We start from the raw sequence: 23,514 nt of genomic DNA, 5'->3' as shown, positions 1-23,514 counted from the left end.
TCGCGGCAATTAACGATTAAGGACATATGGGCATGAGCAAACATTATGATTACCTCGCCATCGGCGGCGGCAGCGGCGGTATCGCCTCGATTAACCGTGCGGCGATGTACGGCCAGAAGTGCGCGCTGATTGAAGCCAAAGAGCTGGGCGGCACCTGCGTTAACGTCGGCTGCGTGCCGAAAAAAGTGATGTGGCATGCGGCGCAGATCCGCGAAGCAATCCACCTGTATGGCCCGGATTACGGTTTCGATACCACCATCAACCATTTCGACTGGGATAAGCTGGTTGCCAGCCGCAGCGCCTATATCGACCGTATTCATACCTCTTACGACAACGTGCTGGGTAAGAATAAAGTTGATGTTATCAAAGGTTTCGCGCGCTTTGTCGATGCCCATACCGTGGAAGTCAACGGCGAAACCATTACCGCCGATCATATCCTGATCGCCACCGGCGGCCGCCCGAGCCACCCGAACATTCCAGGTGTGGAATACGGTATTGATTCCGACGGTTTCTTCGAACTGCCGGCGCTGCCGAAGCGCGTAGCGGTAGTCGGCGCGGGCTATATTGCCGTTGAACTGGCTGGCGTGATTAACGGCCTCGGCGCCGAAACGCACCTGTTCGTGCGTAAACACGCGCCGCTGCGCAGCTTCGATCCGCTGATCGTTGAGACTCTGGTGGAAGTGATGAACGCCGAAGGCCCACAGCTGCACACGAACGCTATTCCGAAAGCGGTAGTCAAGAATGCCGACGGCAGCCTGACTCTGGAGCTGGAAGATGGCCGCAGCCAGACCGTAGATTGCCTGATTTGGGCGATTGGCCGCGAACCGGCGACCGATAACTTCAACCTGGCGGCAACGGGCGTTAAAACCAACGATAAAGGCTACATCATCGTTGATAAGTTCCAGAACACCAACGTACCGGGCATCTACGCGGTGGGCGATAATACCGGCGCCGTCGAGCTGACGCCGGTCGCCGTGGCCGCAGGCCGTCGTCTGTCCGAACGCCTGTTTAACAACAAGCCGGAAGAGCACCTCGACTACAGCAATATCCCGACCGTGGTCTTCAGCCACCCGCCAATCGGCACCGTCGGCTTAACCGAGCCGCAGGCGCGCGAGCAGTACGGCGACGACGCCGTGAAGGTGTACAAATCGTCCTTCACCGCAATGTATACCGCCGTGACCTCTCACCGCCAGCCGTGCCGCATGAAGCTGGTCTGCGTCGGCCCGGAAGAGAAGATTGTCGGTATTCACGGTATCGGCTTCGGAATGGATGAGATGCTGCAGGGCTTTGCGGTGGCGCTGAAAATGGGCGCCACCAAAAAAGACTTCGACAATACCGTCGCCATTCACCCGACCGCAGCGGAAGAGTTCGTCACCATGCGTTAATCCGCACAGCCCCGTCTCAGGACGGGGCTTCATTTTGACTCCGTCACCAGATTACGTAGGATCTGATGGCCGATGTAGTTACTCCAGTTAAAGCTGTTTTGCAGCACCACCACCGCATTCTGATTCGCTTTATCGAAGCCGATATAGCTTGAATAGCCGCCGATGTATCCCACCTGATAAGTTAATCGCTGCCGACCAAATGTGTCGGTCACCCAGGCAATGTTCGCCGCTTCGACCCGCCGCGGATAATAATCAACGCTAACGTCTTTAAACGCCCGATCCAGTGCCGCCTGCCCCGTGGGGGCGAAATGAGCGCGGGCATAGTTAATCAGATCGCCGGCGTCGCTGTACAGACTCGCCGCGCCAACCATATTATTCGTGAACTGCCAGTCCGGCGTCAGCGCGCCGCGCGGTTTAAACTTCGGCTGATCGCCTGCGTGTCCCAGCGCCCGCCACGGATATTCACGCAACGTTTGCGGCAGGAAGCTGATATTCCCCATAGCCAATGGCCGGAAGATCATCCGTGACGCCAGCGTCTCAATCGATTCGCCGGTTTGGTATTTGAGAAGATACCCAAGTATCGCAAAACCCAGGTTGGAGTAACTCGGCTCGCGCTCCAGCGGCGCATTGAAGTTGCTCAGATAGCTCAGCACCCCGTCGGCATCGAGTTCATGATAAAAGTTTTCACCGTTGTTGAGATAGGCCAACAGATGCTCAAGCGACAGCATGTTCATCGGCTGACGCGGCAGCCCGGAGGTATGAGTGACCAGCTGCAGTAAGGTTATCTTGCGGGCATCTTCACTGAGGACGGTCCCCGGCGGCAGCAGGGTTTGCAGGGTATCGCTCCAGTGCAAACGCCCCTCGTTGACCAGCATCGTCACCACTTCAGCGGTAACACCTTTACTTAACGAACCGAGGGCAAAAAGCGTTTGCGGGGTTATCGGGTAGCGCTGCTTATCATCCGTCACGCCGAAGCAGTGAAACTCCGCCGGGCCGTTGTGATGAATAATCGCCACCACCACGCCGCTGACCTGCTTCTCGCGCATGTATTGGCTGACGAAAGTATCGACGGAAAGCCGCTGCCAGTTATGCCCCACCAGGCTGGTTTCATTGCTGGGAGGGCTCATTTGCGACAGCGTGCCGGCGCAGCCTGAAACCAACAGTAATGCCAATAGCACAAGGCCTAACCGCCTGTTCAAACTCCACCTACCTGCCGCGCGTTTTTGGGATGAGATAAAAAATAGACGCGGATCGTAGCGGCATTACCCCGCCGGCGCAAAGCGAATACGCTGAAAAATAAATAAGGCCGTCGGCACAGACAGCCGACGGCCCGGGCTTTATACCAGTCCGGTGGCGTAGTAAACGCCGATAATGAAAAAGGCACCGAGGATTTTAAACAACGTGATGCCGAGGATCGGTTTATAGGCCTGGCGATGCGTCAGTCCGGTCACCGCCAGCAAAGTGATGATCGCCCCATTGTGCGGCAATGTATCCATGCCGCCCGCCGCCATCGACGCCACACGGTGCATCACTTCCAGCGGGATCCCCGCAGCATGGGCCGACTCCACAAAGCGATCCGCCATCGCCGCCAGGGCAATACTCATTCCACCGGAGGATGAACCGGTGATCCCGGACAAAATATTGATCGTAATCGCCTGATTGAGTAAAGGATTTGGGATCGCTTTCAGCGCATCGGCCACCTGAACAAAGCCCGGTAGCGCGGCAATCACCCCGCCAAAACCATACTCTGATGCAGTATTCAACGCCGCCAGCATAGCGCCGCCAACGGCGACTTTGCTACCGTCGGCCAGCTTACCCTTCAGGCTACGCCCGGCAAACAGGAAGATAGTGATAATTCCGCACAACAAGGCCGCCATCACCGCCCAAATCGCCACCATCTTCTTCACGTCGCTTTCCATCGGCGCTTTCAGTCCCGGCAGGTCAATCAGGAAATGGCTACCGTACGCCTGAGGGATAAGCCAGGTAAACAGCAGGTTGGCGACGCCGACGATAATCAACGGCAGCAGCGCGATCACCGGGTGCGGCAAGTTAAGGTCTGCCGGGGTTTCTGGTTCATTTATCAACTCGCTTCCATAACCTTCTCCCCTGCGCTGCGCTTTACGCCGCATCGCCTCCAGATATAACCAGCCGCCAATAGCCACAAATGCGGAACCCAGCACCCCAAGCCAGGGCGCTGCCCAGGAGGTCGTACCGTAAAAAGTAGTCGGAATAATATTCTGAATCTGTGGCGAACCCGGTAGCGCATCCATCGTAAAAGTGAAGGCGCCCAGCGCGATAGTCGCAGGCATTAGCCGTTTCGGAATTTGGCTCTGGCGGAACATCTCAGCGGCGAAGGGATAGACCGCAAATACCACCACGAATAGCGAAACCCCGCCATAGGTTAACAACGCGCAGACCAGAATAATCACCGGCATCGCCTTGTTTTGCCCCATCAGCCGGGTAACAGCACTCACGATTGACCGGGAGAATCCGGAAAACTCAATTAATTTCCCGAAGACCGCGCCCAGTAAAAATACCGGGAAATAGAGTTTTACGAACCCGACCAGCTTATCCATGAAAATATCGCTGAATACCGGGGCAACGGCGGCTGGCTGGGTGAGTAATACGGCGCCGAGCGCAACCAAAGGGGCAAAAAGGATCACGCTATAGCCGCGATAGGCGGCGAGCATCAGCAATCCTAACGCCAGTAAGGCAATCAATACGTCCATAGGGTTATCCGTCAGCATGGCCGCCGCTTATTTCCTTGTTATCGGGCGGCCGATGTTAAGTTGGGGAGCGTATCCCGCTTCCCGTTTCAGACCTTACGGGTTATTCAGGAATCCCAGCGTAAGGAACGTCTTTATTGCCGTAGCGGCGCACGCGGACGTTGGCCTGTTCACCATGGCCGGAGAAACCTTCGAGGGCGCACAGACGCGAACAGTACTCGCCGATCTGCGCGGAGGCGCTATCGGTAAGAACCTTTTGATAGGTGCAGGTTTTGATGAACTTCCCAACCCACAGCCCCCCGGTATAACGCGCAGCTTTACGCGTCGGCAGGGTATGGTTGGTGCCGATGACTTTATCGCCGTAGGCCACGTTAGTACGAGGTCCCAGGAACAATGCGCCAAAGTTCTGCATATTTTCGAGGAACCAGTCCGGGTCGCGGGTCATTACCTGCACATGTTCGAACGCCAGATCATTGGCGATTTTCAGCATTTCTTCCCGGTCTTCAGCCACAATGATTTCGCCAAACTTCGCCCACGACTGGCGCGCGATTTCCGCGGTGGGCAGCACCGCCAGCAGACGATCGATTTCCGCCAGCGTTTCGCGCGCCAGCGCTTCCGAGGTCGTCAACAAAATCGCCGGGGAATCAGGACCATGCTCAGCCTGACCTAACAGGTCAGTGGCGCAGATTTCACCATCCACGCTTTCATCGGCAATGACCAGGGTCTCCGTCGGCCCGGCGAACAGATCGATACCGACGCGGCCAAACAGCTGACGTTTGGCTTCAGCGACAAAGGCGTTGCCCGGCCCCACCAGCATATCCACCGGTGCGATGCTCTCGGTACCGACGGCCATCGCCGCCACGGCCTGAATACCCCCCAGGCAGTAGATTTCGTCGGCCCCCGCCATATGCTGCGCCACCACAATCGCCGGCGCCGGTTTACCGTTAAACGGCGGCGCACAGGTGACAATGCGCGGCACACCTGCGACTTTCGCGGTGATAATCGACATATGCGCCGACGCCAGCAGCGGGTATTTCCCGCCCGGCACGTAGCAGCCCGCCGCGCTGACCGGAATATTTTTGTGTCCCAGAATGACGCCCGGCAGCGTTTCAACCTCGATATCTTTCAGGCTGTCGCGCTGGTGCTGAGCGAAGTTACGCACCTGCTCCTGCGCAAAGCGGATATCAGCAATATCGCGATCCGACAGCTGCGCATAGCAGTCATCGATTTCCTGCTGCGACAGGCGGAAGTTTGCGCGATCGAGCTTATCGAACTTAATCGACAGCTCGCGCACTGCTGCGTCACCGCGCGCTTCAATATCCGCCAGGATTTTCTCTACCGCTTCACGAACCGTACGGTCGTGAGATTTCACTGCTTCAGATTCCGCACCGCGCTTGAGCCAGATAGCCATAACTTGCCTCACTATGATGTTAATGAAATGCTAATGCATTCGAATTCACTTGCATCCTGGCGTGAATAAAATGTTATGTGAAGCAGCAATGCATTCGAATGCAACGGAGATCGCAAAATTAGTGACAGGGGGGAAGATTCACGCATAATGGCGGGGCATGGGTCAGGAGAGGCAACGGAATGGCAGGTCAAAACAAACGAGCAGTCACCAGTTACGATGTCGCGAAAGCGGCTGGCGTCTCGCAATCTGCGGTATCCCGCGCCTTTACCGAAGGAGCGAAAATTTCGCCAGCCACCAAAGAAAAGGTGCGTAAGATCGCCGCCGAGCTGGGCTATCGTCCGAGCTTTATCGCCCAGTCGCTGATCACCCGCCGCTCAACGCTTATTGGTGTTGTCGTTCCGGGGTTGGTGAATCCCTTCTACGCCGCGGTTCTGGATGAACTGTCACAGGCGTTGAACCTGATGGGATACCGGGTACTGTTGTTTTCGATGTACCGCGATGATGACACTACCCCCATCATGGAAGAGATTCTGCGTCATCGTGTTGAAGCGCTAGTGCTGGTGTCCAGCAGCCTTTCTTCACACTTTGCTCATGAATGCCAGCAGCTCGGCCTGCCGGTGCTGCTGCTCAACCGCAAAAACGACAGCCGGTCGGTTTCCAGCGTCACCAGCGATAACCTGGCTGGCGGCGCCGCGATTGCCGATTTCCTGCTGGATCTTGGCCATCAGCAGCTGGCATTTGTTGCCGGTAGAGATACCTCCTCTACCAGCCGCGACCGTGAGACAGGCTTTCGACAGCGTCTGGAGGCCCGCGGCGCCCGCCCGATGCTGCGCGATAGCGGAATGTGGTCGATAGAAGAAGCGATGAACGCCACCCGCAGGCTGATGGCGCTACCAACGCCGCCGGACGCGCTATTTTGCGCCAACGATATGATGGCCATCGCCGCCCTCAATGTGGTTGTCGGCGAAATGGGCATGAAGGCGGGCGAAGATATCTCCATCGTCGGGTTCGATGATATCGCCATGGCCAGCTGGCCGCTGATAAATTTAACCACCTGGGTCCAGCCGCTATCGGAAATGGTGGATACCGCCATCGCCGTGCTGAAAACGCAGCTAGGCGCGGCTGAAACCAGCGCCGTTCAGCATGTCCTGCAAGGGAAGCTTATCGTCAGGGGCAGTACCCGCCCGCAACGCTAAATCAGCGGCTACGCTACGCCGTTATTGCCGTGGCGCATAAATGCCGGGCGCTGGTTAAGGGCCATATACCAGCGTTCGACGTTTGCCATCTCCGGATGGGCGAACGGCGTCATTTTCCAGCGATGAACCGAAAGCCCCAGCACGATATCCGCCAGCGTAAACGTCTCGCCGGTCAGCCACGCGCCGGTGCGCTGTAGCTGATTGTCGACAATCTGTACGCAGCGCGTCCACGCGGCAATACTCTCTTTAATTGCCGCCGGATCCTGAAAACGCGGGTCTTTACGCACCAGCCCCGTGAACGCGTAGCGCCACGCGCTGTTAAACTCCGTCGCCTGCCAGTCCATCCAGTGTTCTACCTGCGCCGCGGCCCGCAACGCCGAGGGCAGTAAATCGTCACGTCCGACCTTACGCGCCAGATAGCGGCAGATGCTGTTCGACTCCCAAAGGACAAAATCGTCATCCACCAGCACCGGCACTAACGCATTTGGATTCAGCGCCAAAAATTCCGGCGTATCAAGCGGGCTATAGCCGCTGCCATAATCTTCCTGCTGATACTCGATACCCGCCTCTTCGCAGGTCCAGAGGACTTTACGCACGTTAATAGACGAGCGTTTACCCAAGATTCTTATCATCGTCAGCAACCCTTTTTCGTAATATGGCAGACATGAAGCTTGCCGGATAATGTGTATAGTGGATTGCAGAATAATTATCCACTACAGGTACCCTTACACATGGTCACTCCCTTCAACATTTTAACGCCCGGCAATATCCGCTTTGGCCGCGGGCAGGCCCGCAGCGCCGCGCCGTGGCTGGCACAATATGATGCCCCGGTGCTGCTGGTTCACGGCGCGACCAAAAATCGCGCCCAATTTTTACTGAACGAACTGACCGCATTGCATCTTCAGGTCAGCACTTTTGCTATCGCCAATGAACCCACGCTGGACGATATTGAACGCGGCGTACGGCTGGCGCGCGAGCGCGGCGTCGGCGCGGTGGTCAGCCTCGGCGGCGGCGCGGTCATTGATGCCGGTAAAGCCATTGCCGCGCTGGTCCCGGCAAGCGGGCCTGCCATCGACTATCTGGAAGTCGTCGGAACGGGGAGAATACTGGAAGCCAGCCCGCTACCGTTTGTCGCTATTCCCACAACGTCCGGCACCGGCGCGGAGGTCACTAAAAACGCGGTCATCAACGTCCCGCAGCAGCAGCGCAAAGTCAGCCTGCGCGACGATCGCATGCTGCCGCAGCTGGCGATTGTCGATCCGGCGTTAACGGATAACGCCCCCCGCGCCGTCACCCTCGGCTCCGGCCTTGATGCCTTAACTCAGGTTATCGAACCCTGGCTGTGCACCCGGGCGACGCCCTTCACCGATGCCCTGTGCCGGGAGGCGATCCCCCGCGGCATCGCCGCGTTAAAAACGCTGATGGAAAAAGAGTGTGCCGACAGCCGCGACGAGCTGGCATGGGTCAGCCTGTGCGGCGGGCTGGCGCTCGCCAATGCCGGGCTGGGTGTGGTTCACGGTCTTGCGGGGCCGCTTGGCGGGCTAAGCGATGCCTCCCACGGCGCGCTCTGCGGCTGCCTGCTGCCTTTTGGGCTGGAACTCAATGAGTCGCAGGTAACCAATCCGGCGCTGCGCCAGCGTTTCCTCGACGTGCGCCAGTGGATCGCCGCCGGACTCGGCGTCTCGCCGGATGACGCCTGGCAAAGCCTGCGCGAATGGAGCCAGCGCTCGGGGCTCGGCAATTTACGCGACCTCGGCGTGCCGCGTGAAGCGCTGGAACCCGCCGCGCTGGCGGCCAGTAGTTCATCGTCGATGAAAGCCAATCCGGTCACGCTGGAGTCAGAGCAACTGCTGGAGATGCTGGAAGCCGCCTGGGAGTAAACGAGCCAACCGCCTGCGTTTACCCGGGGCGGTTCAAATTTTGTTGCATAATGAATGCTCCGAATTTCGTTTTCGCGCATCCACGACAACGGTAAATATTCACCCTTTAATTTCAAAGACCTGCTCGTCTTACCTGCCATTTTTATGCACTGAAAAGCGTGACCTGACGCACAGTTTATCTTCCGCAGACCGAAGCGAGTGTCTACGCTTATTAGAGAGCCCGGGCATGCCCGGCCCCTAAACTCACGCTATCCGGAGGCCTGTATCGCTATGTTCAGCCAGAAACTACGCAACGTTGATGACGACGAGTTGAGGATCGAAAACGATCCGTGCTACGAAGCCGATCCGTATGAGTTAAAACTGGATGAAATGTTCGACGCCGAACCGGAGCCGGAGATCATCGAAGGGCTACCGGCGTCTGACGCCCTGACCCCCGCCGACCGCTATCTCGAGTTGTTTACTAACGTACAAAAGTCGCGCATTTTTCTTGATAGCAAAACCTTTCCCGACTGCGCGCCGAAACACGATCCGCTGGATATCCTGATGCACTACCGGCGGGTTAAGCGTACGCCGGAGTTCGATTTGCGTCAGTTTGTGGAAGATAACTTCTGGCTACCGGATAGCCATGCCGATGATTACACCTCTGACCCGAAACTGACGCTAAAAGAGCATATTGATAAGCTGTGGCCGGTGCTCACCCGTGAACCGCAGGATCATATTCCGTGGTCATCGCTGCTGGCGCTACCGCAGTCGTACATCGTCCCCGGCGGGCGTTTTAGCGAGACCTACTACTGGGATTCCTACTTCACCATGCTGGGGCTGGCGGAAAGCGGCCGTGAAGATTTGCTCAAATGCATGGCCGACAACTTCGCCTGGATGATTGAAACCTACGGCCACATTCCCAACGGCAACCGCACCTATTATCTCAGCCGCTCCCAGCCGCCGGTATTCGCCCTGATGGTGGAGCTGTTTGAGGAAGATGGCGTTCGCGGCGCGCGCCGCTATCTCGACCATCTCAAATTAGAGCACGCCTTCTGGATGGACGGCGCGGAATCGCTGATCCCTAACCAGGCCTACCGTCACGTGGTGCGTATGCCTGATGGTTCACTGCTTAACCGCTACTGGGACGACCGTGATACGCCGCGCGATGAATCCTGGCGAGAAGATGTCGAAACGGCGAAGCATTCCGGCCGGCCGCCAAACGAGGTCTATCGTGACCTGCGCGCCGGCGCGGCTTCCGGCTGGGACTACTCAAGCCGCTGGCTGCGCGATATCACCAGGCTGGCGAGTATCCGCACCACCCAGTTTATTCCCATCGACCTCAATGCTTTTCTGTTTAAGCTGGAAAATACTATCGCCAATCTTTCCGGCCTGAAGGGCGATCGCGAGGCTGAAGCCGAATTTCGCCGTAAAGCCAACGCGCGCCGGGAGGCGGTTACCCGCTACCTGTGGGATGAAGAGTGCGGCTGTTTTCGCGATTACGATTGGCGCCGTGAGCAGTTGGCCTTGTTCTCCGCCGCCAGCATCGTCACGCTCTATGTCGGGATGGCGACCCACGCCCAGGCCGAACGGCTGGCGGATGCCGTACGCGCGCGTCTGCTCACCCCTGGCGGCATCATGGCGACGGAATATGAAAGCGGCGAACAGTGGGATAAACCCAACGGCTGGGCGCCGCTGCAGTGGATGGCGGTACAGGGATTCAAAATGTACGGCCACGACCCGCTTGGCGATGAAATCGCCCAGAGCTGGCTGCAGACGGTGAATCAATTTTATCTCAAACACCACAAGCTGATTGAGAAATATCATATCGCCAGCGGCGTACCACATGAGGGCGGCGGCGGGGAATATCCGCTGCAGGATGGCTTCGGCTGGACCAACGGCGTGGTGCGGCGGCTTATCAGCCTGTACGGCGAGCCGAGGTCTTCTTAAGGCACTTTCCGTCGGCAGGCTGTGCTGCTAAGGTTTTACTTTCCCTTTGCCAGAGCCGACAACATGCCCGAACTGCTTACGCCGCGGCTGCGCTGCTCGCCGCTGCAGCTTGACGACTGGTCTTTTTTTCTCAGCCTGCAACAGGATCCGCAGGTGATGCTCTATGTCGCGGATAACCGGCCCATCGCCGATATCCGCGCCGCGTTTGATGCACGCCTGCCGCTCTGGTCGCCTAAGTCCTCGCACTGGCTATGCCTGGTGGTTCGCGATCGGCAAAGCCATACGCCCCTTGGCCTGACCGGCTATTGCCATCACGATGATGATATCGCCGAAGTGGGCTTTCTCTTCACCCCACAGGCGCAGGGGCTAGGCTATGGATATGAATCACTGTGTGCGCTATGTGATTACGCATTTTCTACAGGCGGCATTCGTCGTCTTACCGCCAGCGTCACCGCCGGAAACCAGGCCTCAAAACAGCTGCTGCTAAAAACAGGATTTATACAGGAAGGAGAGCTACGCGAGAGCTACTGGCTACATGGCCGTTGGCACAATGACTGGCTGTTTGGCCTGATGCGCCACGATTACCAATAAGGCCCTGGGCCATCCGGCGAATGGGGGCGACCCCGCTTTTCCTCTACACTGCCGCCAACAATAGAGGAAAAGACCATGACTATCACCACGTTAAGCCTGGCGGGACTGCGATTTATTCAGCAAACGCAAGGGCTGGCGCTACTGCCATATCAGGACCAGTTTGGCCAATGGCGGGTCGGCTATGGCCACGCTATTGATGAAGATGAGAAAGAGACGCCCATCACCGCTGAACTGGCGATGATGCTATTGACGGTAGACCTGCTGCAGTGCCAACAGATTCTACAGAGCAGGTTGGTCGTGGAACTGACTCAGCCGCAGTACGATGCCCTGCTGGCGCTGGTATTCAGTTTAGATGGCAGCGCCCAGCCACAGCTGGACGCTATTTTGCATTATCTTAACGGCCACAAGATGACGCAGGCGCTGACGATATGGCGGAAAATTGACCGCGATAACGCCTTCCGCCTGCAGGAGTGCGAGTGGTTTTGTCAGGCCAGTTAGTTTTCACCGACGTTGTTAAACGCCATCGCCGCCTGGGTCCTGTTTTTCACATCCAGCCGCCGATATAACGACTCAAGATGCGCTTTCACGGTCCCGGCGCTGATATTTAACGTACGGCTAATTTCCTTATTAGAGCTGCCTTCCGCCAGCAGTTTTAAAATTTCCTGCTGGCGACGACTTAAATGTACAGCGTTTTTCCCGCGATCCGCCGAAGTCATTAACCATGTGCCAGGCAGACACATCATGCCCAACATGATGCTATTAATGATCTGGGCAAACATATCGGCGCTATCCTCACGTTGGGCAATGGCGCGCACGTTCCACGCCAGCGCCCGTTGCAGCCAGCTTTTATTATCATCCGAAACCACTAATAATACTTTGGCATGCGGAAAACGCTGCTGCTTCTCCTGGAGCAACCAGCAACAAAATTCACTATTCAGGTCGCCATCAAGCATGAGGAGCGCCTGCGGATGAGCCGTGAGCAGTTGCCACAGCTGTTCTGCCTGACAGGTGCTATGAATATTAATTTCAGGAATACGTTGTTGTAAGCCGACCTTCATTCCATGAATAAATATTGACTGCCTGTCAAACATGATTACTTGCATGGACTGCTCTCCATCGAAAATACCCCTTTTAAAAGTGGGTGAAGGGTAATATCAGCCGACAAAAATAAGAACTCGCCGTATGACCTAAGCCATTTTACCGATGGAGGAGATGATATAAACATCATGATGATGAATAGTTACACGCCAGCGCGGAACGATTACTCATTCATAATATTTATTACATTTAATGTGAGGAATTCCTTAATTAAGCGGATAGATAACAGGATAATAATATTATTTCTTCCAGTGTAATCGAGCCGCTGAAAATCAGCGATACGCATGATGCAAAAGAGTGTTACGGAATAATAAAAAGCACAATATGAAGGCGCCCTACGCTATTATGCGCAGGGCGTGATCATTATAAAAACATGCCGCCGGAAACCTCAACGCGCTGGGCGTTCATCCAGCCGAGCTCGTCACTCAGCAACGCGGCGATAGCATCGCCGATATCATCCGGCAGGCCGACGCGGCCTAGCGCCGTCTGGGCGGCAATATGCTGGTTAAGCGGGGCATTATCGCGCACCGCGCCGCCGCCAAAGTCGGTTTCAATTGCGCCGGGGGCGATGATATTAACCGATATTCCGCGAGCGCCGAGCTCCTTCGCCTGATAACGGGTTAACACTTCCATGGCGCCTTTCATCGCCGCATAAGCGGAATAGCCAGGGAGTGCAAAGCGTGCCAGCCCGCTGGAGACGTTCAGAATGCGCCCGCCGTCTTTGAGCAAAGGCAGCAGCTGCTGGGTAAGGAAGAACGGTCCCTTAAAGTGGATGTTCATCAACTCGTCAAACTGCGCTTCGCTGGTCTCGCTAAACGGCGCGGTCAACCCGATGCCGGCATTGTTCAATAAATAATCGAAGCTGTCGCGCTGCCACTTCTCCTTCAGACATTGCGTCAGCTGTTGTACAAAGCCTGCAAAACTGGCGGCATCGCCGACGTTCAGCGGCAATGCTGCCGCTTTCGCTCCTGTTTGCTCAATTTCGCGCACCACTTCCCGCGCCGCCTGTTGGTTGCTGTGGTAAGTCAGAATAATATCGGTTCCCTTCGCCGCCAGCTTCAGCGCCGCGTTTTTTCCCAGACCGCGGCTGCCGCCGGTTACTAAAGCGATACGTTGTGTCATCAGAAACCCCTTCGTCATTACGTGTGTGTGAATAAAGAGCTTATTAGCAGACGTAGTAACAATAAATGGGCTAAATTACGTTTTACTGTTTCAGTATCAACAACAATAGGCAGTAAGCATGGATAAAATTCACGCAATGCAACTCTTTATTCGTGTCGCGGAACTGGAGAGTTTCTCTCGCGCCGCCGATACCCTTGGGTTGCCCAAAGGTAGCGTATCGCGACAGATCCAGGCGCTGGAAAGCCATCTCGGCGCTCGCCTGCTGCACCGCACCACCCGCCGGGTGCAGTTGACGCAGGACGGCATGGTCTATTACGAACGCGCCAAAGACCTGCTAAGTAATCTCGAAGAACTGGATGGTATGTTTCAGGGCGATCCGTCAAGCATTAGCGGCCGCCTGCGTGTCGATATGCCGATCAGCGTCGCCAAAAAACTGGTCATCCCGAAACTTCCCGCGTTTTTACAACAGTATCCCGGCATTGAAATCGAACTGAGCAGTAGCGACCGGCTGGTCGATGTGGTGCGCGAAGGCTTCGACTGCGTGATCCGGGTGGGTACGCTTAAAGACTCGGGACTCATCGCCCGCCCGCTCGGCAAACTCACGCAAATTAACTGCGCCAGTCCGCATTATCTGGCGCGCTTCGGCTACCCGGAAAGCCTCGACGATCTGGCGGATCATGCCTTGATCCACTACGCCAGCAACTTCGGCGCGCGGCAGTCAGGCTTTGAAGTTGTCAGCGACGGCGCCGTGCGCTGGGTGAAAACCGGCGGCGTGTTGACCGTCAATAGCACCGAAACCTACCAGGCCGCCTGCCAGGCCGGGCTCGGCATTATTCAGGTCCCGCGCATTGCCGTACGTGAACCGCTGCGTACCGGCGAGCTGGTTGAGATCCTGCCGCAGTACCGCGCCGAACCGATGCCGGTGTCGATTATCTATCCACATCGGCGCAATCTCTCCCGCCGCGTGCATCTCTTTATGGAGTGGCTGGGCGGATTGATGAAAGGTTATGTCGATTAATCGGCGCGGGTCGTCAACGCCCGTCGGGCCGATGGGCGCCTGCAAGATGCGTCGTTTAAGGTATACTTTTGGCTGAATATCGCTGTAAAGAAAGGAAGAAATCACTTATGACGCCGGAAAACGACGATCGCCAACCGCCACAGGAAACGGGCCAGCAGCCGGAGAAAAACAAAAGTACGCTCGCCGCCATCAACGATTCCGCCGTTGGGCAGAAAGCTAACCAGGCGCTGAAAACGGTCACCGGAACGGCGGCCAAAGTTCAGCGCAATCCGGTAATAGCCCACCTGCTGCGTGCCGCCGAGCGGTTCAATGACAGGCTTGGCAATCAGTTTGGCGCAGCCATCACCTACTTCTCATTTTTGTCGATGATCCCCATTCTGATGGTCTCATTTGCCGCCGCTGGTTTCGTACTGGCCTGGCATCCGACCCTGCTGCAGGACATCTTCGATAAAATTCTGCAAAACGTCAGCGACCCGACGCTGGCGGCAACGCTTAAAAACACCATCAACACCGCCGTACAGCAGCGTACCGCCGTCGGGCTGGTCGGCCTGCTGGTCGCGCTCTACTCCGGTATTAACTGGATGGGCAACCTGCGTGAAGCGATTCGCGCCCAGTCGCGCGACGTGTGGGAACGTACGCCGCAGGATCAGGAAAAAATCTGGGTAAAATACTTCCGCGATCTGATCTCGCTGATTGGCCTGCTGGTCGCGCTGGTTATCACGCTGTCGATTACCTCCGTTGCCGGATCCGCACAGCAGATGATCATCTCCGCGCTGTATCTCGATTATATAGAATGGCTGAAACCCGCATGGCGCCTGATTGGTCTGGCGATTTCCATCTTCGCGAACTATCTACTGTTTTTCTGGATCTTCTGGCGACTGCCGCGCCACCGTCCACGCCGCAAAGCGCTGTTCCGCGGTACGCTAATTGCGGCGATTGGCTTCGAGATTATTAAAATCGTGATGACCTGGACGCTGCCGGCGCTGGTGAAATCTCCATCCGGCGCCGCCTTTGGTTCCGTACTCGGGCTAATGGCCTTCTTCTACTTCTTCGCCCGTCTGACCCTCTTCTGCGCCGCATGGATTGCGACCGCGGAGTACAAAGACGATAAGCGGATGCCGGGCAAAGCCCACGATTAAAGTCATTATCGGGCTGAATAAAGACGCAAAATTCAGCCCGACCTATCATTTCAGCAGATAAATCCAGTGCGTAACTTTTATTTAACCTAAAACTGGTTTTATTCTCTAATATTTTAATTATGTGAAGCATTTCATAGAAGATATTTTCTCAGGGCGAAAATTATCCGCTTTTTGCCTGTTTTTTGCGCGATAGCGAGTTTTGTTACAGATTGAAATGTCTCTTTTGCTGTGGCTATATGGCTTTTCGTTCGCTCAAAAATAAGAAAGATCTATGCAAGCCACAGCCACTACTATCGACAACGCGCAAGACGCCACGCCGGTTAACTCGCGTAATAAAGTCGTCGTCGCCTCACTCATCGGCACCGCCATTGAGTTCTTCGACTTCTATATTTACGCCACCGCCGCGGTTATCGTCTTCCCCCATATCTTTTTCCCACAGGGTGATGCCGCCGCCGCGACGCTCCAGTCGCTGGCGACGTTCGCCATCGCCTTTGTCGCGCGCCCGATTGGCTCAGCGCTATTCGGCCACTTCGGCGACCGTGTAGGCCGTAAAGTCACACTCGTCGCCTCGCTGCTGACCATGGGCATCTCCACCGTGGTCATCGGCCTGCTGCCGGGCTATGAAAGCATTGGTATTCTGGCGCCGATGCTGTTGGCGCTGGCGCGCTTTGGTCAGGGTCTCGGCCTTGGTGGCGAATGGGGCGGGGCGGCGCTGCTGGCGACGGAAAACGCTCCGCCGCGCAAACGCGCGCTATATGGCTCCTTCCCGCAACTTGGGGCGCCAATCGGCTTCTTCTTCGCCAACGGCACCTTCCTGTTGCTGTCGTGGCTGTTGAGCGACCAGCAGTTTATGGAATGGGGCTGGCGCGTGCCGTTCATCTTCTCCGCGGTACTGGTCATTATCGGTCTGTATGTTCGCGTGTCGCTGCATGAAACCCCGGTGTTCGCTAAGGTGGCGGCGGCGAAAAAACAGGTCAAAATCCCGCTTGGCACGCTGCTGACTAAGCACGTGCGCGTGACCGTGCTCGGCACCTTCATCATGCTGGCGACCTATACCCTGTTCTATATCATGACCGTTTACTCCATGACCTTCAGTACCGCTGCCGCGCCGATTGGCTTAGGTTTGCCGCGTAACGAAGTGCTGTGGATGCTGATGATGGCGGTCATTGGTTTTGGTGTGATGGTGCCGGTGGCGGGCCTGCTGGCGGATGCCTTTGGCCGTCGTAAAAGCATGATTATCATCACCACGATGATTATTCTGTTCGCGCTGTTCGCCTTTAAACCGCTGCTCGGTTCCGGCAACCCGATTCTGGTCTTCGCCTTCCTGCTGCTGGGCCTCAGCCTGATGGGGCTGACATTCGGCCCGATGGGGGCGCTGCTGCCGGAGCTGTTCCCGACGGAAGTTCGTTATACCGGCGCCTCTTTCTCCTATAACGTGTCGTCGATCCTCGGCGCGTCGGTCGCACCATATATTGCCGCCTGGCTGCAGGGCAATTACGGCCTGCCGGCTGTCGGTATCTACCTGGCGGCGATGGCGGCGCTGACGCTGATCGCCCTGCTGTTGACCCACGAAACCCGCCATCAATCGCTGTAAGTTGCAGGCCCTGACGCTGTTGCCGTCAGGGCCATCGCTCATCTCATCCTTACTTTTTCATCTGCGACAAAATCGTCCGGCACTGATTCGCCTCGCCTTCCGCCGGCGAGATCAGCGCCAGTAAAGCGGCCGCCGGCGTGACCAGCGTCGCTAACGCTGCCGCCACCGCGCCGCGGGCAATCAGCGGCCCGGCTTTCACCCCGGCATCCGGCGATTTAAAGGTACCGCGCACGTACAGCGGAGAACGCAGAGTAATCACCCGCAGGCCCTTACTTTCCGGGTCAACGGTCAGATCCAGCTGTTCAGAGGCAAAGCTGGCGGTGCCGGTAATGTTAATCAGCGCGTTCTCGGTATCGAAGGCGAAAATTTGCGGTCGCGCCACGCCGTTGACCACATCAATATTGGCCGCCGCGCAGTTCACCCGAACCTCCTCATCGCCAAAAATCTGCCCGATGATAAAGTTACCGACGTTTAAGCCGAGGATTTCCATCAGGTTGCGGCTAATCAGACCATCATTCATCAGCAGCTTAAGGTTGCCGTTGCTGTTGCCGAGCAGCGCCGCCACCGAATTACCGCTGCCGCGCAGTTGTACATCGCCGCTCATCTCACCGAGCGTTTTCTGCATCATTTCAACGTTCGGCATCAGCGCCTTAAGCTTGAGCCGCCGCGCCTGCAAATTGGCTTCGCCCTGTAGCGGTTTTTTATCGCCCTGCAGATGCACGCTGCCGGCAATCGAACCGTTGGCCAGGCCAAAGCGCACCGGTTGCAGGCGCAGGTCGCCGCGTTCAAGAATAATATGGGTCGCCAGGTCGCTGATGGGCAGAGTACCGCCGTGTTCGATTCGTCGCCCCTTGAAGCGCACATCGGCGTCCATCACCTGCCATTTATCCGTCTCAAAGCGATCGGCCGGCAGGACTTTCCCCGCCGGCTGTAGGGCATCGCCTGCTTTGCGTGATGAGGATTTCTTCGCCCCGCCGCCGGAATCAACGCCAATCAGCGGGCCGAGGTCCGCCAGACGCAGCTGTTTAGACTCCAGATCGCCGGTAAGCTTCGGTCGCGGTTTGCCGGTGGTATAGGTCAACGAACCGTGGATATCGCTGTCGCCAATCCGGCCGTTAAAATCGCGATAGTCAAAACGCATGCCGTTTTTATGTTTAAAGTCGGCGCGCAGGCGGCCATCGGTGGAAAAGGACGGCGTTTCCGGCAGCAGAACGCCGGTCAGGTCGTAGAGGTCGCGCAACGAGTCGCCGGCGAATTTCAGCCGCAGATCGAGCCCGCCGACATTAAGCGGATCGCTGACCGTGCCGCTAAACGCTATCCGGGTATTACCAGAGTGAAAATCGCCTTGTAGCGGGAACGGGGTGCTATCGCTACGTAGCGCCAGCATGCCGCCAATTTTGCCGCTGCCGCTCAGCGGCTGGCCTTTGTAGCGCCCCTTCACCGACAGGCCAAAGATATAATCGCCGGCTTTTGTCGCCTGCGCTTTGTTGCCCGCGCCGGTGACTTCGCTAAACGGCAGCGCTTTGCCAAGCGGATCGACCACGATCGCGATGTCGCTGCGGGTTACCTTATCGTCAATGCCGATGTTGCCGCGATCGAAGAGAATATTATCAAGGCGGAAAGACCAGGCCGATGGCGGGTTGGCTTTTTCGGATGCCGGGTCAGAAGCTAATTTAAAGGTCCAGTTATTGCTGTTTTCCGTCAGCCTTATCAGCCGGACGTCGGGCTGTTCGAGCTTAATCCACGGCAAGTAGACCGTTTTGCTCAGCAGCGCCAGCGGAGCCAGCGTCGCTTCCACGCGCGGCAGATGTACCATCGTCACTTGCGGAATGTCGGGCGGGTTGCCCAACACGATATCTTCGGCATGCACATGCGGCCACGGGATCCAGCTGCGCCAGCCGCGCTCCTCGGGCTGTCGCTCCCACACTACGCCCAGGTCGCCGCGAATGGCGAATGGCCGATTGAGCTCGGCGGAAACTTTCTGATTGATCGTCGGCTTGAGCCGGTTCCAGTCAAAGGTCGCCAACACGATGAAAAAAAGAACGATTAACAGCACAATCGTTCCCGAGATAATAGCAATCGTTTTACGGGTTCTGGTCATCCCCTCTCCGCTCCTTTTGCGTCTCGTCACTCCTCACTATAGTTGAAGAGCGCGGATTCATCCGCCAAATGCGCTTTTCGTCACATTTTGCGCGTCAGGTCAAAAAATAATGGAACGATGTTTTAATATGGTTGACCCTGCCGGGTGCCCAGCGCAAACTACCGTTAATTTCGATTCAATTTCAGGTCAGCACTATGTCTAAGAAAATTGCCGTGATTGGCGAATGCATGATTGAACTGTCAGAGAAAAACGCGGCGGTGAATCGCGGTTTCGGCGGCGATACCTTAAACACATCCGTCTACATCGCGCGCCAGACCAGCGCGGATGCCCTAAGCGTACACTACGTGACCGCGCTGGGCACCGACACCTTCAGCCAGCAGATGCTGGAGTCCTGGCAGGGCGAAAAGGTAAAAACCGATCTGATTCAGCGCATTGCTGACCGCCTGCCTGGCCTCTACTACATTGAAACGGACGAGACCGGCGAGCGCACCTTCTACTACTGGCGCAACGAAGCGGCGGCCAAATTCTGGCTCGAAAGCGAGCGCGCAGACGCCATCTGTGAAGAGCTGGCGACCTTTGATTACCTCTATCTGAGCGGTATCAGCCTCGCCATCCTCAGCCCGTCCAGCCGGGAAAAGCTGCTCACGCTGCTGCGCGAATGCCGCGCTAACGGCGGGAAAGTGATTTTCGATAACAACTACCGTCCGCGCCTTTGGGCCAGCCAGCAAGAGACTCGCCAGATGTACCAGCAAATGCTGGAATGTACTGATATCGCTTTTCTGACGCTGGATGATGAAGATGCGCTGTGGGGAGCGGTACCGGTTGCCGAGGTTATCGCCCGCACCCACGCCGCTGGCGTTGAAGAGGTGGTGGTGAAGCGCGGCGCCGACTCCTGCCTGGTGGCGATCGCCGGCCAGCCGCTGCTGGAGGTGCCCGCGGTGAAGCTGCCGAAAGAGAAAGTAGTGGATACCACGGCGGCGGGCGATTCGTTCAGCGCCGGCTATCTGGCGGTGCGCCTGACCGGCGGCGACGCGGAATCAGCGGCGAAACGCGGACATCTCACCGCCAGCACGGTTATCCAATATCGCGGGGCGATTATCCCGCGCGAAGCGATGCCGGACTAAGACCCTATTCCCCCTGCTTGCGCTGCGCTTAGCAGGGCTACCAAATCGTACAGTGCTGTAGCCCCGGTAAGCGGTAGCGCCACCGGGGATTTTGAGGCCACCAACACCGGCTATAAATTAAAGGCAAGTCGTACGAACCGTAGGCCGGATAAGGCGTAGCCGCCATCCGGCGCAAAAACGGCTCCGCGCCCGCTGCCTGTGTTACTGCCCAGGGGGAATATCCGTCGCCTCGTTATGGGCATCAACCGTATCCGGCGTAGCGCTCACCGCCGCAGCGGGTGCTGGCGCCATCAGCTTTTCCCATGTCGCTTTCAGATCTTTCATGTTGTACTCCGGCTCGCCTTTCGGCTGCTGCAATACCAGCGCCATATCCTGCGACAGCTGCTGGCGCAGATATTGGTTCAACATGTCGACCGTCAGTGAGTTCAGGAACTCCTGGCGCAGTTTCTGATACTGCTCCGGCGCGATATCCACCACCTGATTTTGCAGCGAACGCATACGTTGGCTAATCAGGATATCGGTATCCGTGCGGGCATAGGTGGCGAACAGTTTTTGCAGTTCGAGATTCTTTTGCGCAATCAGTGCATCGAACTCTTCCTGTGGCAGACCATTGTCGCGTACCTTCGCCAGTTCGCGCGATACCGCGCTCAGGTTGGCGTTCAGGCGTTCGCCCGGCGAGTCGATATTGATCGCGCACTGAGCGCGCTGGTACAGCACGCGGCAATCAAAACCGAGACCGATGTCTTTTACGTTGCTTTTGCTCAGGTTCTGCTGCACGTGCCAGAACAGCGCTTCCCGAGCCAGGTCATCGCGCCAGTAGCGCTGCAGCGCGGCGGAATCGCGGATTGGCTGCCATGGAGAATCCCACATGATCGACAGCTTATCCTGACGCACGGCATCGGTCATGATACTCACCGGTACAGCCGGCAGAGGCGATAGCGTTGGTACCGCCGCCGGGGTCTCGCGTTTACCTTTTAGTTCGCCGAAGATTTTGTTGATCTGCTCAGCGACGCTGCGGCTATCGACGTTACCGACAACAATCAACGTCATCGCATCCGGGGTGTACCATTTCTGATAAAATTCTTTCAGCTGTTTAATATCAATCGGTTGCTTCAACGGCGCCGCCGGATCGTGACCGAGCATCGTTGAGCCCTTCAGGCGATAGCGCCACCAGCCTTCCTGGGTATCCAGCGGCCAGGTCGCCACCATATCGCTGCCCTGCAGCGCATGATTGACGGCTTGTTGGGTAATACTCAACTTACCGTTAGCGTCCGCCAGCCAGTTCAACGCCTCTTTAAGCAGGTCATTGCGGTTGTTCGGCAAACTCAGATTAAACAAGGTGAAATCGTACGAAACGATCGCCGGCGGCAGAGGACGCTTCGGGTCAATACTCTGCTGCCACAGCGAACGCGCCTGCATCGTCGGGAGGCTGCCGCTTTGGGTCAGCGCCAGGCGCGGAATGAAATGACTGAAGCCGCTCTGCTGAGTGCTTTCGCTCAGCGAGCCAATATTCACAGCCAGGCGGACTTCGACGCGATCGCTAGGGCGCTGCGGCGTGGAAAGTACCTGCCACGAAAAACCGTTCGCCAACGTCCCCTGTTGCCAGGCCGGGTCCGGCTGGAGCGCTTCTGCCTGCACAGAACCGGCCGTCGCTATCATCAGCAAACCACCGGTTAAGAGTCGAATTTTTGTGCCCTGCATGTGAACCCCTGATGAACATTCCTGGTTACATAGGCAACCCATCGCCGGGTTACCGAAAAAGGTGGTGAATCAAATACGTCGGTTAGACCACGCGTAGGCGAAAATGTCACATGAAGACGTAAAATAATCATGAGGTATCATTCCCCCCAGAAGGGGAATGATACCTAATTTTGCGCAGGAGCCCATAGTCCATGGGCATAACATGAGGAATTACGAGGATAATTCTTGCGATTTGTCCGCGGGAACGCGGTTATTCAACACATCATCGAGCTGTTTGGCATCGAGTTCTTTCACCCATTTCGCGACAACCACGGTCGCCACGCCGTTACCCACCAGGTTGGTCAACGCGCGCGCTTCGGACATAAAGCGGTCGATACCGAGAATCAGCGCCAGGCCCGCCACCGGCAGATGCCCTACCGCAGAGATGGTCGCCGCCAGCACGATAAATCCGCTCCCGGTGACGCCCGCGGCCCCTTTCGAAGAGAGCAGCAGTACCACCAGCAGGGTGATCTGATGGAAGATATCCATATGGCTATTGGTGGCCTGGGCGATGAACACCGCCGCCATCGTCAGGTAGATGGAGGTGCCATCGAGGTTAAAGGAGTAGCCGGTCGGTATCACCAGCCCCACCACTGATTTACGGCAACCCAACTTCTCCATCTTATCCAGCATTCGCGGCAGCGCGGATTCGGACGAAGAGGTCCCCAGTACAATCAGCAGCTCTTCGCGGATATAGCGAATGAACTTGAAGATGCTAAATCCAGTGGCCCGCGCGATAGAACCCAGTACCAGCACCACGAACAGGATACAGGTGATGTAGAAGCAGATGATCAGTTGGCCCAGCTGTACCAGGGTACCGACGCCGTATTTACCGATGGTGAAGGCCATGGCCCCGAAAGCGCCGATCGGCGCCAGGCGCATAATCATGTTAATGATGCCGAAAATGACCTGCGAGAAGCTCTCAATGACGTTGAAAATCAGCTGGCCTTTGCTGCCTAAACGATGCAGCGCAAAGCCAAACAGGACGGCAAACATCAGCACCTGCAGAATATTACCGCTGGCGAAAGCGCCAATCACGCTGCCCGGAATAATATCGAGTAAGAAGGCGACAACACCCTGATCTTTAGCCTGCTCGGCGTAGACTGCCACCGCGTGCGCGTCCAGCGTCGCGGGATCGACGTTCATGCCCGCGCCGGGTTGCACTACGTTGACGATGATAAGACCGATAATCAACGCAATGGTACTCACCACTTCAAAGTAGAGTAGCGCCACCGCACCGGTACGACCGACGGCCTTCATGCTTTCCATCCCGGCAATCCCTGTTACAACGGTACAGAAGATAACCGGAGCAATGACCATTTTAATCAGTTTTACGAAGGCGTCGCCGAACGGTTTCATCTGCGCGCCAAGTTCCGGGTAGAAATGGCCCAGCAAAATACCGATAGCTATGGCCGATAAAACCTGGACATAGAGGCTTTTGAAGAGAGAGAGTTTCATAG

The 23,514-nt window shown here is 56.7% G+C and carries 19 protein-coding genes; 10 read left to right on the top strand and 9 right to left on the bottom strand.

The window, feature by feature from the left end; genetic code table 11:
- The first annotated feature begins 32 nt into the window (after positions 1-32).
- Positions 33-1,385 carry a glutathione-disulfide reductase gene (gene gorA, locus ABLV08_RS05865; protein WP_045359206.1) on the top strand — a complete coding sequence of 451 codons (1,353 nt, stop codon included), beginning with the start codon at positions 33-35 and terminating at the stop codon, positions 1,383-1,385.
- 29 nt (positions 1,386-1,414) lie between these two features.
- On the opposite strand, the gene ABLV08_RS05860 is transcribed toward gorA, so the two are convergent.
- From ABLV08_RS05860 to hisD, 3 genes are all read right to left on the bottom strand, one after another.
- Positions 1,415-2,512, bottom strand: a complete 1,098-nt coding sequence (locus ABLV08_RS05860) for a serine hydrolase domain-containing protein (RefSeq protein ID WP_348855678.1) — start codon at positions 2,510-2,512, stop codon at positions 1,415-1,417.
- A 210-nt stretch (positions 2,513-2,722) separates the two neighbouring features.
- On the bottom strand, positions 2,723-4,114 hold the full coding sequence (locus tag ABLV08_RS05855) for a GntP family permease (protein ID WP_032713200.1): 1,392 nt from the start codon (positions 4,112-4,114) through the stop codon (positions 2,723-2,725).
- A gap of 100 nt (positions 4,115-4,214) precedes the next feature.
- Entirely contained in the window at positions 4,215-5,522 is a 1,308-nt protein-coding gene (gene hisD, locus ABLV08_RS05850; protein ID WP_348855654.1) for a histidinol dehydrogenase, read from the bottom strand.
- Positions 5,523-5,701: 179 nt separating this feature from the next.
- Here hisD and ABLV08_RS05845 point away from each other — a divergent pair, with 179 nt between their 5' ends.
- Positions 5,702-6,718: a LacI family DNA-binding transcriptional regulator gene (locus ABLV08_RS05845; protein WP_032713121.1), complete on the top strand. Its 1,017-nt coding sequence runs from the start codon at positions 5,702-5,704 to the stop codon at positions 6,716-6,718.
- A gap of 8 nt (positions 6,719-6,726) precedes the next feature.
- On the opposite strand, the gene ABLV08_RS05840 is transcribed toward ABLV08_RS05845, so the two are convergent.
- Complete coding sequence (locus ABLV08_RS05840; RefSeq protein ID WP_032713119.1) at positions 6,727-7,350, bottom strand: glutathione S-transferase; 624 nt, start codon at positions 7,348-7,350, stop codon at positions 6,727-6,729.
- A gap of 99 nt (positions 7,351-7,449) precedes the next feature.
- On the opposite strand from ABLV08_RS05840, the gene ABLV08_RS05835 reads away from it, so the two are divergent.
- The 4 genes from ABLV08_RS05835 to ABLV08_RS05820 all read left to right on the top strand — a co-directional run bounded on the left by ABLV08_RS05835 (position 7,450) and on the right by ABLV08_RS05820 (position 11,616).
- On the top strand, positions 7,450-8,598 hold the full coding sequence (locus tag ABLV08_RS05835; protein WP_020077738.1) for an iron-containing alcohol dehydrogenase: 1,149 nt from the start codon (positions 7,450-7,452) through the stop codon (positions 8,596-8,598).
- A 270-nt stretch (positions 8,599-8,868) separates the two neighbouring features.
- Positions 8,869-10,527, top strand: coding sequence for an alpha,alpha-trehalase (locus tag ABLV08_RS05830; RefSeq protein WP_015369256.1), 1,659 nt, complete (start codon positions 8,869-8,871; stop codon positions 10,525-10,527).
- Between the two features lie 63 nt (positions 10,528-10,590).
- Positions 10,591-11,118, top strand: coding sequence for a GNAT family protein (locus ABLV08_RS05825; protein WP_348855652.1), 528 nt, complete (start codon positions 10,591-10,593; stop codon positions 11,116-11,118).
- A gap of 75 nt (positions 11,119-11,193) precedes the next feature.
- Entirely contained in the window at positions 11,194-11,616 is a 423-nt protein-coding gene (locus tag ABLV08_RS05820) for a muraminidase (protein WP_348855651.1), read from the top strand.
- Here the strand turns inward: ABLV08_RS05820 and ABLV08_RS05815 are convergent.
- Together ABLV08_RS05815 and ABLV08_RS05810 are read right to left on the bottom strand one after the other, a co-directional pair.
- Entirely contained in the window at positions 11,613-12,221 is a 609-nt protein-coding gene (locus ABLV08_RS05815; RefSeq protein WP_045365103.1) for a response regulator transcription factor, read from the bottom strand. The two genes, ABLV08_RS05820 and ABLV08_RS05815, sit on opposite strands and share 4 nt — an antisense overlap.
- Positions 12,222-12,579: 358 nt before the next feature.
- A complete protein-coding gene (locus ABLV08_RS05810; protein ID WP_032713113.1) occupies positions 12,580-13,338 on the bottom strand; it encodes an SDR family oxidoreductase in 759 nt (252 codons plus the stop codon).
- A gap of 118 nt (positions 13,339-13,456) precedes the next feature.
- Here ABLV08_RS05810 and ABLV08_RS05805 point away from each other — a divergent pair, with 118 nt between their 5' ends.
- From ABLV08_RS05805 to ABLV08_RS05795, 3 genes are all read left to right on the top strand, one after another.
- Positions 13,457-14,356 (top strand): LysR family transcriptional regulator, encoded by a 900-nt coding sequence (locus ABLV08_RS05805; protein ID WP_015369250.1) that lies wholly within the window; start codon positions 13,457-13,459, stop codon positions 14,354-14,356.
- A gap of 107 nt (positions 14,357-14,463) precedes the next feature.
- Positions 14,464-15,495 (top strand): inner membrane protein YhjD, encoded by a 1,032-nt coding sequence (yhjD, locus tag ABLV08_RS05800; protein WP_020077734.1) that lies wholly within the window; start codon positions 14,464-14,466, stop codon positions 15,493-15,495.
- Between the two features lie 271 nt (positions 15,496-15,766).
- Positions 15,767-17,089 (top strand): MFS transporter, encoded by a 1,323-nt coding sequence (locus ABLV08_RS05795; RefSeq protein WP_015703754.1) that lies wholly within the window; start codon positions 15,767-15,769, stop codon positions 17,087-17,089.
- 49 nt (positions 17,090-17,138) lie between these two features.
- Here the strand turns inward: ABLV08_RS05795 and ABLV08_RS05790 are convergent, their stop codons facing one another.
- Positions 17,139-19,190: an AsmA family protein gene (locus tag ABLV08_RS05790; protein WP_086557696.1), complete on the bottom strand. Its 2,052-nt coding sequence runs from the start codon at positions 19,188-19,190 to the stop codon at positions 17,139-17,141.
- Between the two features lie 194 nt (positions 19,191-19,384).
- Here ABLV08_RS05790 and ABLV08_RS05785 point away from each other — a divergent pair, with 194 nt between their 5' ends.
- Positions 19,385-20,314 carry a sugar kinase gene (locus ABLV08_RS05785; protein ID WP_348855650.1) on the top strand — a complete coding sequence of 310 codons (930 nt, stop codon included), beginning with the start codon at positions 19,385-19,387 and terminating at the stop codon, positions 20,312-20,314.
- A gap of 201 nt (positions 20,315-20,515) precedes the next feature.
- Here the strand turns inward: ABLV08_RS05785 and ABLV08_RS05780 are convergent, their stop codons facing one another.
- Positions 20,516-22,015: a pitrilysin family protein gene (locus ABLV08_RS05780; protein WP_015369245.1), complete on the bottom strand. Its 1,500-nt coding sequence runs from the start codon at positions 22,013-22,015 to the stop codon at positions 20,516-20,518.
- Positions 22,016-22,225: 210 nt separating this feature from the next.
- Positions 22,226-23,512, bottom strand: a complete 1,287-nt coding sequence (locus ABLV08_RS05775; protein ID WP_015369244.1) for a dicarboxylate/amino acid:cation symporter — start codon at positions 23,510-23,512, stop codon at positions 22,226-22,228.
- Positions 23,513-23,514 lie beyond the last annotated feature (2 nt).

It is taken from the genome of Klebsiella sp. CN_Kp088 (assembly GCF_040064335.1).
In the GTDB taxonomy this organism is placed as follows: Bacteria; Pseudomonadota; Gammaproteobacteria; order Enterobacterales; family Enterobacteriaceae; genus Klebsiella; species Klebsiella aerogenes.
The sequence above is the reverse complement of the archived record's forward strand: the minus strand, read 5'-3'. Positions and strand labels throughout refer to the sequence as shown.

Coding starts and splice junctions, on each gene's coding strand:
- ABLV08_RS05780 (WP_015369245.1), bottom strand. CDS start 22,015: ATGCAGGGCACAAAAATTCGACTCTTAACCGGTGGTTTGCTGATGATA.
- ABLV08_RS05820 (WP_348855651.1), top strand. CDS start 11,194: ATGACTATCACCACGTTAAGCCTGGCGGGACTGCGATTTATTCAGCAA.
- ABLV08_RS05775 (WP_015369244.1), bottom strand. CDS start 23,512: ATGAAACTCTCTCTCTTCAAAAGCCTCTATGTCCAGGTTTTATCGGCC.
- ABLV08_RS05845 (WP_032713121.1), top strand. CDS start 5,702: ATGGCAGGTCAAAACAAACGAGCAGTCACCAGTTACGATGTCGCGAAA.
- yhjD (WP_020077734.1), top strand. CDS start 14,464: ATGACGCCGGAAAACGACGATCGCCAACCGCCACAGGAAACGGGCCAG.
- ABLV08_RS05805 (WP_015369250.1), top strand. CDS start 13,457: ATGGATAAAATTCACGCAATGCAACTCTTTATTCGTGTCGCGGAACTG.
- ABLV08_RS05790 (WP_086557696.1), bottom strand. CDS start 19,190: ATGACCAGAACCCGTAAAACGATTGCTATTATCTCGGGAACGATTGTG.
- ABLV08_RS05830 (WP_015369256.1), top strand. CDS start 8,869: ATGTTCAGCCAGAAACTACGCAACGTTGATGACGACGAGTTGAGGATC.
- ABLV08_RS05785 (WP_348855650.1), top strand. CDS start 19,385: ATGTCTAAGAAAATTGCCGTGATTGGCGAATGCATGATTGAACTGTCA.
- ABLV08_RS05810 (WP_032713113.1), bottom strand. CDS start 13,338: ATGACACAACGTATCGCTTTAGTAACCGGCGGCAGCCGCGGTCTGGGA.
- ABLV08_RS05855 (WP_032713200.1), bottom strand. CDS start 4,114: ATGGACGTATTGATTGCCTTACTGGCGTTAGGATTGCTGATGCTCGCC.
- gorA (WP_045359206.1), top strand. CDS start 33: ATGAGCAAACATTATGATTACCTCGCCATCGGCGGCGGCAGCGGCGGT.
- ABLV08_RS05860 (WP_348855678.1), bottom strand. CDS start 2,512: ATGAGCCCTCCCAGCAATGAAACCAGCCTGGTGGGGCATAACTGGCAG.
- hisD (WP_348855654.1), bottom strand. CDS start 5,522: ATGGCTATCTGGCTCAAGCGCGGTGCGGAATCTGAAGCAGTGAAATCT.
- ABLV08_RS05825 (WP_348855652.1), top strand. CDS start 10,591: ATGCCCGAACTGCTTACGCCGCGGCTGCGCTGCTCGCCGCTGCAGCTT.
- ABLV08_RS05840 (WP_032713119.1), bottom strand. CDS start 7,350: ATGATAAGAATCTTGGGTAAACGCTCGTCTATTAACGTGCGTAAAGTC.
- ABLV08_RS05835 (WP_020077738.1), top strand. CDS start 7,450: ATGGTCACTCCCTTCAACATTTTAACGCCCGGCAATATCCGCTTTGGC.
- ABLV08_RS05795 (WP_015703754.1), top strand. CDS start 15,767: ATGCAAGCCACAGCCACTACTATCGACAACGCGCAAGACGCCACGCCG.
- ABLV08_RS05815 (WP_045365103.1), bottom strand. CDS start 12,221: ATGCAAGTAATCATGTTTGACAGGCAGTCAATATTTATTCATGGAATG.